Below are 12,348 nucleotides of genomic sequence, written 5' to 3'. Positions count from 1 at the left end.
TGGCCGCCGTCTTCCGCGCGGTGTGTGCCACGGTCGCCGCCGCCGCGCTCGCCGCGCTCGCGCTGCCCGCGGCCGGTCCGGCGTACGCGGCGGACGCCGCGCGCGTCATCCACGTGGCCAAGAACGGCAGCGACGGCAACGCCGGCACGCAGGCCGCCCCGTATCTGACGATCAACCATGCCGCCCAGGCGGCGCAGCCCGGCGACACCGTGCTGGTGCACGCCGGGCTGTACCGCGAGACGGTCAAGCCCGCGCGCGGCGGCACCGACGAGCAGCACCGGATCACGTACACCAACGCCGGCGACGGCGCGGTGAGCATCAAGGGCTCCGAGGAGATCAACTCCTGGACCCGCGGCAGCGGCAACGTCTGGAGTGTCACGCTGCCGAACAGCTATTTCGGCGACTGGAACCCGTACGCCCAGGGGCAGCCGAACGGCGGCGGCGGGGGCACCTTCGCCGGCTACACCGCCGGTGACGTCTACCTGGACGAGGCCGCGTACAGCGAGAAGCCGTCGCTCAGCACGGTGCAGAGCGCGGCCAACACCTGGTACTCCGAGGTCGGTTCGTCCAGCACCACTGTCTGGGCCAACTTCAACGGCGCCGACCCCAACGCCCGGCTCGCCGAGATCAATGTCCGCCGGCAGGTCTTCGCGCCCGACGTGTGGGGCCTCGGCTACATCACCGTCGACGGCTTCACGATCAAGCAGGCGGCCAACACGTACTCGGACTTCCCCGACAGTCCCGACCGCCGACAGGCCGGCGCCATCAGCGTCTACGGCGGGCTGAAGTGGATCATCGAGAACAACATCGTCATCAACGCCAGGACGATCGGCATCGACATCGGTCTGAGCAACGACACCTGGGCCGGAAACCGCCCTGGCACACCGCGCACGGACTTCCACAACACCAGCGCGTACGGCTCGCACATCGTGCGCAACAACTACATAGCGAAATGTGGTCAGTCGGGGATCGCGGGCGTCTTCTCCTGGCACTCGCAGATCCTCTACAACATGATCGAGGACACCAACTACCGCAATGAGTTCAGCGGTGCGGAAACCGCCCCGATCAAGGTCCACTACATGAACGAGGGCCTGATCAAGGGCAATTACGTCAAGAACTCCAAGGGCAGCAACTCGGCCGGCATCTGGACCGACTGGGGAAGCCAGAACGTCCGCATCACCGGCAACATCGTGATGAACAGCCCCTGGGGCTACTACGCCGAGGCCGTCTTCGGCCCCGTCCTGGTGGACAACAACGTCTTCATCGGCAACAGCGACATCCGGACTCTGGACGCCACCGGCATCGTCTTCGCCAACAACCTCTTCCTCGACAACGCGAACATCCACAACGACGGCGGCGGCCGGGACGCGTACTACTTCCAGCCGGGCACGATGAACGAGACGACCGCGCTCACCTCGCCCGAGAAGTTCTTCTGGTACAACAACCTGGTCCAGGGCTCGACTCTGCCGGACAACGCCACGGACAAGACCCAGGTGAAGGAAGGAAATTCCACCGGCACGGTCTCCAACGCGCACTACACGGCGACGAACACCCAGATGTCGCTGAGCTTCGACCTGAACGCCTCCGGCATCCACGGCAACACCCCGGTCACACAGGCCAGGGTCGGCACCATACCGCTGACCAACCAGAGCATCCAGGCCGACGTCACCACGGACTTCTTCGGCCAACAGGTCAGCAGCACCAACACCATGGCCGGTCCGTTCGCAGCGGCGCACAACGGCAGCAACTCCCTCACACTGTGGCCGCCGGCCGGCCAGACCGTGCCCACCCCGCCGCCCCCGCCGGCCGGCACCCCGGTGAACCTGTCGCTCGGAGCCAACGCCAAGGCGGTCGCCTCCTACCAGGACGGCAGCTACCTGGCCTCCAACGCCATCGACGGCAACGGCTCCTCGCGCTGGTCGAGCGACCACAGCAACGACCCCAACGCCTCGATCTACGTCGACCTCGGCGCGGAGTACGCGGTGTCCACCGCCGTACTCGACTGGGAGTCAGCATCCGGGAAGGCGTACAAGATCCAGGTGTCGGACAACGGCTCCAACTGGACCGATGCCTATTCCACGACCAACGGCCAGGGCGGCACCGAGACGGTGAACGTGGGCAAGAACGCCCGCTACGTACGGATGCAGGGCGTCACGCCCGCGACCGCGTACGGCTACTCACTCTACGAGTTCGAGATCTACGGCACCCCCGTCGGCAGCACCGGCACCAGCGGCGCCACCGTGTACGGCGACGCCAACTACGGCGGTACATCAGGGGCGTTCGGGCCCGGCGCCTACGACCTGCCGGCGCTCCAGGCCAAGGGCATCGCCAACGACTCCATCTCGTCACTCCGCGTCCCGACCGGCTACACCGTGACCGGCTACGCCGACGCGGGCTTCTCCGGCACCGCCTGGAGCTTCACCGGCGATGCCCCGAACCTGACCAGCACGGGCAACAACGACGCCATCTCGTCCTTGCGCGTCACCGCCAACGGCAGTTGAGGAGGGAGTCACCCATGATCCCCGTCAAACACCCCACACCACATGCGGGAAGAAAGCTGCTCGGCCTCGCCGTGACCTTCTTCCTGCTGCTCACCATGGCATCGCTGGCCCCCCGGTCGAGCGCTGCCGCCGCCGTCAACCTCGCCCGCGATGCGGGCGCCCGCGCGGTCGCCTCGTACCAGGACGGCGACTACGCCGCGTCCAACGCCATCGACGGCAACACCGGCACCCGCTGGTCGAGCGACCACAGCAACGATCCCAACGCCTGGATCTACGTCGACCTCGGCGGTGAGTACACGGTCTCGTCCGTGGCTCTGACGTGGGAGACCGCATACGCGAAGGCGTACAGGATCCAGACGTCCGACGACTCGGTGCACTGGACCGACGCCTACTCCACGACGAACGGCAGCGGCGGGACCGAGACCGTCACCGTCAACAAGGCGGCGCACTACGTACGGATGCAGGGCGTCACGCCCAACACCCAGTACGGGTACTCCCTGCGGGAGTTCGAGGTCTACGGCACCGCCGACGGCAGCAGCGGCAGCTCCGCCGTCGGCTCAGCGACCGTCGCGCCCTCCACCACGTACCCGACGACGTACAGCGACTGGCAGGACGGGCTGCTGGCCGGCAACGGCAAGCAGGGCATCATCGTCTTCGGCAATCCGCGCGACGACACCGTCGTCTTCGACGACAAAGACTTCTTCACGGCGCGGACGGAGGCCCATCCGCACCGCACCTTCAACACCGTCAGCCAGGGCAACATCAACACGATCCGCGACGAGCTGATCTCCGGCCAGTATCAACAGGCCAATCAGCTCGCCGCCGACGTGCAGGGCTACCAGGGCGGCGGCGAGGGCAGCAAGCACCCCGGTTACAAGATGAACATCGCGATGCCGGACGCCGGGCCGATCAGCGACTACGTCCGCTCCACCGACTACTCGCAGGGCGTGGTGAAGGTCAACTGGGCGGACAACAAGGGCGCGTGGGAGCGGGACTCATTCGTCTCCCGCACCGACGGCGCCACCGTCCAGTACCAGGCGGCGCCCGCGGGCCAGAAGGAGACCATGACCCTGGGCCTGTCCATCGACCCGGCCATGAACCTCCTCAACAAGGGCTTCACCTACACCGACAACTCGACCACCGACTATCTGAACCTGCGGGTCAAGTACCCCACCGGCAGCTACAACGCCGGCTACGAGGGCGTCACCCGCATCGTCACCGACGGCACCAAGACCATCAGCAACGGCCGGGTGACCGTCGCGAACGCCAGCCACGTCCTGTTGCTGTCGCTGACCCAGCGCTACAACGGCACGTACAACGGCGGCGTCCCGGCCGAGCAGGAGTGGGGCAAGAACGTGCTCCAGCAGAAGCTCGCCGGGCTCAGCTCCGACTACCAGAACCTGCTCAACCGGCATACCGGCGCGCACAGTTCGATCTTCGGCCGGGTCTCGGTCGACTTCGGCGCATCCCCGGCCGACCGCGCGAAGTCCACCGAACAGTTGCTCGCCGAGCAGAAGTCCTCATCGACACCGGTCCCGGCCCTGTACGAGCGGATGTTCTACGCCGGCCGCTACCATCTGCTCGGCTCCAGCGGGCCCACTGCGGCCCCGGACCTGCTCGGCAACTGGACGGGCGACAGCAACGTCGGCTGGGACGGCTACTACCATCTGGACGCCAACCTCAACCTACAGATCTCCAGCGGCAACATCGGCAACATGCCGGAGGCCATGGCGGGTTACTTCTGGCTCAACCAGCAGTGGCAGAAGGACTTCGAGACCAACGCCAAGAAGCTCCTCGGCACCCGCGGCATGCTCACCGGCGGCAACACCCCCAACGGCGAGGGCCTGATCTCCAACATCAACTTCGACTACCCCTACCAGTACGTGACGGGCGGGGAGTCCTGGCTGCTCGAACCGTTCTGGGAGTACTACCAGGTCAGCGGGGACACCACGTTCCTGGCCGACAAGTACTACCCGCTGATCCGCGACATGGGCGACTTCTACGAGGACTTCCTCACCAAGAAGGACGGCAACGGCAACTACATCTTCGCCGGCTCCATCTCACCGGAGAACACCCCGCCGGGCGGAGTGCCGCTCGCTGTCAACTCCGTCTACGACATCTCCGGGGCCAAGTTCGCGCTGACGACGCTGATCCAGACCGCGAAGACCCTCGGCCGCGACGCCGACAAGATCCCCGTCTGGCAGGAGAAGCTGGACCACCTGCCGCCCTATCTGATCAACAACGACGGTGCGCTGGCCGAGTGGGCGTGGCCCGACCTGGCGAACAAGAACAACTACCAGCACCGCCACTCCAGCGGCCTGCTGCCGGTGTGGCCCTACCGCGAGATCACTCCGGAGACCAACTCCGCACAGTTCAAGGCCGCGCAGGTCTTCCTGCAGAAGAAGGACCAGGGCGCGTACGAGAACGCCGGACACGGCCTGCTGCACGGGGCTCTGATCGCGGCCGACCTCGACATGCCGGACTCGGTGGGCGCGAAACTGCTGCGCTTCGCCAAGGACGACTACTACTACAGCAGCATGGCGACCTCCCACTACAACAACCACAACACCTTCGCCACGGACGTCGTCAACTCCGTGCCCACGGTGATGATGGAGATGCTGGCCGCCACCAAACCGGGCACGCTGGAGCTGTTGCCGGGGCTGCCGAAGGGCCTGGACAAGGGGTCCATCTCCGGGATGCTCGGCAAGAGCCAGTTCACCATCAAAAACCTGACGTGGGACACCAAAGCGCACACCGCGAAGGTGACACTCACCTCGAAGATCAACCAGAACCTGACGCTGATCCAGCGCTCGGGCATCTCCTCGATCACCGGTGACGGCGTGACCGTCCAGAGCTCCCCCCTGGGCGGCATCGCACGTGTCCTGCCGCTCCAGGCCGGGAAGACCGTAACCGTCAACCTGACCATGAACGCCCCGAAGGCCAACCTGGCACAGGGCAAGCCGGCGACGGCCTCCTCCCAGTCCACGGCCGACCAGTCCGCCGCCAAGGCCTTCGACGGGGACCTGAACTCCCGGTGGAGCGCGGGCCAGGACCCGAACAGTTGGATCCAGGTGGACCTCGGCAGCACGTACAACCTCTCCGAGGTGGACCTGCTGTGGGAGGCCTCGTACGCGAAGTCCTACAAGGTGCAGGGCTCCACGGACGGCTCCACCTGGCACGACCTCTACACCCGAACCAACTCTTCAGGAGGTACCGAGAAGATCCCCGTCAGCGGGCAGGCGAGATACGTCCGCATGCAGGGCAGCCAACTGTCGGGGCAGTGGGGCTACTCGCTCTACGAGATGCAGGTGTACGGCTAGCTGTGCTGTCCGGGGAGATCCTGGACAGTGGTCATGATCGCAGTTGAGGGATCTTGAACGAGTGGGGGCCTTCCGGGTTCGGTGTGGACTACCACGTCCCACCGGCCCGAAAGGCCCACATGCCACGCCGTAACGCGTCGGTGTCGTCGGTGCGGGAAGCCGGTGTGAGGTACGTCGCGGTGAACTCCGCTCACCACCAGGTGGTGGGGTACTTCTCTCGCTGTAGGCGGGAGGAGATCAGTTGCACCAGGACGAGGAGCACCGCGCCGGTGGCCAACAGGGGGACGAAGCCGGCGGCATGCGGTTCGGTAACCATGATCATGACGGCGGTCGCCATGGCCGGTGGATGGGCCGCCTTGCACAGGAGGACGACCCCGCAGGCAACGCCGCAGGCCGCCGCGGCAGCGAAGGGACCGTGCCAGCCGAGGGCGAGTAGCGCGTAACAGACGAGACAGGAAAGCATGTGTCCGCCGACGACATGGCGGGGCTGGGCGAGTGGTGAGCCGGGAGTGGCGGTCACGATCGCCGTCGTGGCCGCCAGGGGCGGTATCAGCACCGCCTGGTGCAGCAGTGTCCCGACAAGCACCAGGACGGTCAGCGCGACGGAGGTGGTGACAGCCGCCGAGGCGACCGTATGCCGGGGTGGCCGGGGTTCGGCGACCCTCCACCGTCGGACTCTCGGCTGCCTCGCCGGGCGGGCATCGCCCCGGCCTTCTCGCATGTCGGACGGGCTACGCGCCATGGCTAAGGCGCTTCCGCCCGACTTCCTGCGGACTGCCGAACGGGACGTACGGCTTCGGGGCGCGCGGAATGAGCACCGGTCTCCTTGGGGGCGCCCTGGCTTCCGGGCCTCGGCGGCTCCTCGTCCGTGAAGTCAGGCAACGCTCGGAAATTCTGGTGTCCTGGACCACGGGGAGTCCAAGACTCCTTCTTGATCGCTTGATCGACGGCGCCTATCAGCCGAACCGGCAGCCGAGCAGGAGCGACTCTCCGATGCCACGTGGGAGGGAGCTTCGTCCACTACGTCGGCGGCCACCCCGAACTCGGCCTGTCCTGCCCCGGCCCCATGGGAAAGGCCCGCGCAAGCGCGTGGATCGCCTCTGTGTACGCGTCAACGCGTGCGGCTGAGAACTCGTCGGGACAGCGACCGGCGCGCAGATGGGCCAGCGCGAATGCCCGGCCCCGCCGGGCCTCGCTCAATGCCGCCCCGCGCCGGGCCCCCTGGGCCAGCAGAAGATGGACTGTTTCTTTCCGCCCCGCGAACGCCGCCTGCTCCAGGGCTCCTTGACGCTCCCCCGTGAGTTCGAGGTCCGCCCCTCTGGCCAGCAGCGCCTCCGCCACGGCCGCGTGCCCGGCGGCTCCGGCCACCATCAGCGGAGTGATCTTCCGCGCGTTCGGCTACCGGTCCGGCTCAGCACTCGCCTCCAGCAGCAACTGCGCCAGAGGCAGGTCGCCACGCCCAGCCGCGAAGCGCAGCGGGGTGTCCTCACGGTATTCACCGATCGGCTGCTCCACGTCCGCGCCCGCGGCCACCAGTAGCCGAACGGCCTCAGTCATCCCGGCCCAGACCGCCCGGTCCAGAGCCGTCCGCCTCCGTCCGTCGACCGCGTCAACCGCGATTCCCGTACTCAGCAGATCGGTCAACACCTCGGTGTCCCCGGCAGCAGCAGCGGCTGTCAAACGATCAGCTACGTCCATACCGCGAATTCTGCCGCGCCAGCGCGATATCGTGCTGAGCCTCCCGGTGTGCGATGACCTGCCGGAACCGACAACAGGAATCCACTGCACACTGGACCCCACGCGGTAGAAGGAAACCCCCGCCGTCGGGCGGCTGAAGCTGCGTCCACGCAGCGAACAGCGTCTGGTTCAGGCGCCGATCAAGTTCTGCTCGGCCCAGATGGTCTTGCCGGTCTCCTCGTAGCGCGTGCCCCAGTGCCGGGTGAACGACGCGATCAGGAACAGACCGCGGCCGCCCTCGTCCTGGAGCCGGGCGTGGCGGAGGTGCGGGGCGGTGTCCGCGTCATCGGAGACCTCGACGGTCAGTGTCCGGTCGAGGATCAGGCGCAGCCGGATCGGTCCCGTCGCGTGGCGGATTACATTCGTGGCGAGTTCGCTGACCACCAGGTCGGTGGTGAGAACCTCGTCCTCCAGGCCCCAATCCGTCAGCCGGCGGCGGGCCGCCCGCCGTGCCTCACGTACCGAAACGGCCTCTGCCGGGAAGGTCCAGGAGGCGACGTGGTGCGGATCGAGCCGGCTGATCCTGGCCACCAGAAGGGCCATCCCGTCCCGCGACGCGCCGCGATACAACTTGTACGTCGCCGAGTCGCAGATCTCTTCCGGGGTCGCCGAGGGGTCCGCCAGCACGTCGCGCAGTCGGCTGAGCCGCGCGTCCGCCTCCGCCGGATACCGGCCGGTGACGCTGTCGGAGTAGAGGCACAGCAGGCTCCCCTCCCCCAGTTCGACGGTCCGCATCTCGTACGGGGCGCCCTGGCCGAGCGGCGCCCCGCGCGGGACCTCCAGCCGGCTGACGGTGCCCTCCGGGCCGGCGAGCAGCGGGCCGGCGTGCCCCGCAGACGCCATCGCGCACCGCCGGCTGACGGGGTCGTACGTCAGGTACAGGCACGAGGCGGTGAACCGCGGCCGGCCGTGCTGCCGGGTGCCGGGATCCGCCTCCTGGTCGCGCCCCAGGTTCTGGGCGGCGTCGTCGAGGTGTGCCATGAGCTCGTCGGGTGGCAGGTCCATCGAAGCGAGCGTCGAGGCCGCGGTCCGCAGCCTGCCCATCGTCGCCGATGCCCACAGGTCCTCCCCGGGCACGTAACCGAGGACCAGCCCCACCCGGCAACTGGACAGCGGCAGGACATCGAACCAGTGAGCTCCGTACTCACCGGGCAGGTAGCACTGGGCGGAGCGCACCGCCGCCACCTGCGGCGGTGTACGGGGCAGCAGGCTGCGTCGCAGCGCCGATGCGACGGTGTGCTCACGGGTGAAGCGGCGCGCGTTGTCGATACACAGTGCCGTGACGCCGGCGATCTGCGTCGCGAGCGACACGTCCGCCTCGTCGAAGGGGTCGGGACGGGTGCCGTCCCGGTAGAAGGTTGCCATCCCCAGCAGCAGCCCGTGGACGGTCAGGGGTGTCACGATGAGCGAGTGCACACCGGTCCTCGCGATGAACTCGGCACGCGCACGGTCCTGCACCAGCCACTGACCGTACGGAGACACCGTCGCGACCAGCCGCGGCCGCAGATCGCCCAGTGCCTGGGTGTACGGCGTGGGGAACGCGTAATAGCTCGCGCTGCCCACCGGAAAGGCGCCGTAGGCTCCCTCGTGGGACTGGAACGCGGCGCGCCGCATCGGTAGCCGGGTGCTCACCGGGCCTATGGGGGCGTCACCGGACAGGACGGATTCGACCACGTCGACCGCGACGGCGTCGGCGAAGGCGGGGACCGCCGTATCGGCGAGCTCCTGGGAGGTGCGCAGCGCGTCCAGAGTGCTGCCGATGCCGGCGCGTGCGCTGCTCAGGAGATCCAGGTCGTCGCGCTCGCGGACCTGATCGGTGACATCGTGGATCATCGAGGCGACACCGATCGGCCGGTCGCCGTCCCGCAAGGGGTATCCGGTGACGACGTACTCGCGCCGCTGTCCCGCTTCGGCCTCCGGGTACGCGGTCACCGGGCGGTCCTGGACCCTGGTCCCGGTCCGCAGCACTTCATCGATCACCGGGGAGACCGGGAATCCTGAGTCCAGTCCTCTGACGTCGGCCCCGAGGACGGCATCCGCCGGCCGGTCGCGCATACGCAGGACGGCGGGGTTGGCGCGGAGGATCCGCAAGTCCGTGTCGTAGACCTCAAGGCCCGCCCTGGCCTGGTCGAACAGGGCTTTCTCGAGGCTGCCCGCTCCGTCCGCGGCAGGAGCGCCGTTCATCGGTCTGACCGCCGGTGCTGTTGGCGTGGCATGGTCGACCTCTTTTCCCATCGACACCATCCAGTTAAGGCATCCATCGGAGCCCACGCCACTGGGGCCGCCCATCCCCGATGAAGCGGAGCCGGGGGTCGCCCCGGCCGGCCCGGGGACGACTACCGAGGCTCGGTGACGACTACCGAGGCTCGGTGACGCTGCGGACCGCGGCGAGCATGGCGGCCCGGTGCTCGCGCAGGCGATCGTCCGCCATGGGGTCCTCACCGCCGGCGGTCTTGAGGGCAGGCGGCGCGCTCAACCAGCTCTCCGTCAGGCGAAGGACGATGGCGAAGAGGTCGACCGCGGGGATGTCCGCCCGCAGCTTTCCTGCCTGCTGCGCCGCTGCGGTCGCGGCGATCCGGTCGCGGAAACTGTCGGTCTCGGCCTCGGTGGCTCCGGGCTGCTCAAAGGATCGCCAGGCAGCGATCCTCATGGCCTCCGGGTGGGCCAGGACGTAGTCGTACCGGGCGGCCGCGAAGGCGCACAGGTCGCCGTCGGGCAGCGGGACCGCCGCGAGGATCGCCGTTATCTGCTCCTGGACGACGATGTCGAACAGTTTGTCCTTGTCGCCGAAGTACACATAAAGCAATCGCTTGTTGGCGCCGGCTCGTTCCGCGATGCGGTCGATGCGCGCACCGGCGAGGCCGTGCTCGGCGAACTCCGAGGTGGCCGCACGCAGCAGGAGCGCCTTGGTGGCTCGGGAGTTGCGCGGGCGTGTCTCGCGCTGGACCGGGTTCTCGACCGGAGTCTCGGACATGGATGCACCCTAGGAGATAGAGGTAACTGATCGTTTAACCGCACCTCGCCGGCCTGGACGTTGCCGGTGCGCTCGCTCCTCGCCCGGCTTGGTCCTGGCCCTGCGCCCGGGCGCCGCGGCGGCGCCCGGCGACACGGAGGAGCGGGCTACCAGGGGATGGTGCCCGCGGCCTCGAAGAATCCGCCGGTGGGACCGTCGGTACCGATTTGGGCCATCCGGACGATGATCTCGGCACCCTGCTCGACGGTCTGGACGCCGGCGTGGAAGTTCAGGTCGGTCGAGGTGAACCCGGGGTCGACGGCGTTGATCCTGACCTTGGGAAACGCCTTCGAGTACTGGACCGTGAGCATGTTGACCGCGGCCTTCGAGGACGGGTAGGCGATGTCGGGGTAGAAATGCGACGGCGACTCCGGGTCCACCAGTTCACGCATCAGCGACACGCCACTGCTGACGTTGACCACCACTGGGGCCGCGGACCGCTCCAGCAGCGGCAGGAACGCGTGAAGCATCCGGACCTGGCCGAAGACGTTCGTCTCGAACACCGTCCGCACCGATTCGGCGGTCACCTCAGCGAGGGGGACGAAGCCGCCGTCGGCGGTGCGCGGCTCGATGCCGGCGTTGTTGACCAGTACGTCCAGGCCGCCGTCGGCCTCAATCGCCTTGGTCGCCGCGACGACCGAGGCCTCGTCGGTGACGTCGATCCGCACGAACCGCGCGCCGATCCCCTCGGCGGCCTTCCGGCCGCGTTCGGCATCCCTGGCACCGACGTAGACGGTGTGGCCGGCGGCCACGAGCCGTCGGGCGGTCTCCAAGCCGAGGCCCTTGTTCGCTCCGGTGATCAGTGTCGTTGTCATGACTGCGCCTCTCCTGTCGGACGTCACGGGAGGTCCACGTGAGCCTTGTAACTATCTGGATAGATACAAAATAGTTCCGCAGGGTAAGTATGTCAACAGTTAGTTACTCAGGCTATTCAGACAAAACGCCGCCATGTGTACGAGTGGCACCCGCCCGCGCGGCGGCGCCGTATCCCGACGCTCCCGGGAGCAGGTGTCCCCCGGTGGCGAAGGCGGCGGCGACCGAAGCCACCAGGACAGCGGCGAGCGCGACGACCGACGTGGCCGACACCTGGAGCAGGGCCGCGCCGATCACGGCGCCACCGAGCATCGCGGCGACCGAACCGAGCCGGCGAGGGGCTTTCCCCCCGGGGCCACCGCCGAGGGCGCTGTCGGCGGCCAGCGCGACAAGGGTCACCGTCAGCACGGAGGTGTTGAGGTCGGGCACACCGAAGTGGCGGACCGTGCTGTTCTGGAGCCCGGCCGTCAGGGCGAGCAGCGCGATGGAAACGTACGCGCCACGCCCGCCCGGCGCGGCCTGGCCGCCGGCGGTGAGCAGAGCGACGAGGGCGAGCACGACCGTCTCGGCGGCCAGGGCCACGACCAGCCAGCGGCGCGGCCGGTGGGACAGACGTGCGGCGATACGGCCGCCGGTGAGCGACCCCAGGACAAACCCGCTGACGGCGGTGGCCGAGGCGGCTATCAGTAGATGGGCATCCGGTAGCAGACCGACACCGAGAAAGATGACATTGCCGGTCATATAGGCGACGAATACGTGTCCGAAGTGGAGATAGCTGAAGGTGTCGACGAGTCCGGTCACCGCGGTCAGCGCCAGCATCGCCGCGACCGTCGGACGGGTGTCGAGAGGGGAGGTGATCGCCATGGCGGCTTCCGTTTCGATGGACCACGGGCCCAGGGGGACGGCGGGCCCCAGGACTTGGCGGGGCGGCCAAGGTCCAGGGGTCCGACCACGCACGGCGGGC

General features: G+C 68.1%; 8 protein-coding genes. 2 read left to right on the top strand and 6 right to left on the bottom strand.

The window, feature by feature from the left end; translation table 11 throughout:
• Positions 1-2,501: discoidin domain-containing protein (locus QR77_RS44600; RefSeq protein WP_078877717.1), on the top strand; the 2,501-nt coding region annotated here is incomplete at its 5' end.
• A 14-nt stretch (positions 2,502-2,515) separates the two neighbouring features.
• Positions 2,516-5,821, top strand: a complete 3,306-nt coding sequence (locus QR77_RS40860) for a discoidin domain-containing protein (RefSeq protein ID WP_052489491.1) — start codon at positions 2,516-2,518, stop codon at positions 5,819-5,821.
• Positions 5,822-6,011: 190 nt separating this feature from the next.
• On the opposite strand, the gene QR77_RS40855 is transcribed toward QR77_RS40860, so the two are convergent.
• The 6 genes from QR77_RS40855 to QR77_RS40830 form a co-directional block, all read right to left on the bottom strand.
• A complete protein-coding gene (locus tag QR77_RS40855) occupies positions 6,012-6,407 on the bottom strand; it encodes an HPP family protein (RefSeq protein ID WP_236711027.1) in 396 nt (131 codons plus the stop codon).
• A gap of 812 nt (positions 6,408-7,219) precedes the next feature.
• On the bottom strand, positions 7,220-7,519 hold the full coding sequence (locus tag QR77_RS40850) for an ankyrin repeat domain-containing protein (protein WP_052489488.1): 300 nt from the start codon (positions 7,517-7,519) through the stop codon (positions 7,220-7,222).
• Positions 7,520-7,687: 168 nt separating this feature from the next.
• A complete protein-coding gene (locus tag QR77_RS40845; protein ID WP_040026943.1) occupies positions 7,688-9,742 on the bottom strand; it encodes a SpoIIE family protein phosphatase in 2,055 nt (684 codons plus the stop codon).
• Between the two features lie 172 nt (positions 9,743-9,914).
• The gene (locus tag QR77_RS40840) at positions 9,915-10,532 is read right to left on the bottom strand and encodes a TetR family transcriptional regulator (protein ID WP_052489487.1); all 618 of its coding nucleotides are present in this window, start codon (positions 10,530-10,532) and stop codon (positions 9,915-9,917) included.
• A gap of 146 nt (positions 10,533-10,678) precedes the next feature.
• Entirely contained in the window at positions 10,679-11,386 is a 708-nt protein-coding gene (locus QR77_RS40835) for an SDR family NAD(P)-dependent oxidoreductase (RefSeq protein ID WP_040026941.1), read from the bottom strand.
• A gap of 112 nt (positions 11,387-11,498) precedes the next feature.
• Entirely contained in the window at positions 11,499-12,248 is a 750-nt protein-coding gene (locus QR77_RS40830) for a YoaK family protein (protein WP_040026940.1), read from the bottom strand.
• Positions 12,249-12,348: the final 100 nt, after the last annotated feature.

Origin of the sequence: Streptomyces sp. 150FB (assembly GCF_000818195.1) — a bacterium.
Taxonomy (GTDB): domain Bacteria; phylum Actinomycetota; class Actinomycetes; order Streptomycetales; family Streptomycetaceae; genus Streptomyces.
The sequence above is the reverse complement of the archived record's forward strand: the minus strand, read 5'-3'. Positions and strand labels throughout refer to the sequence as shown.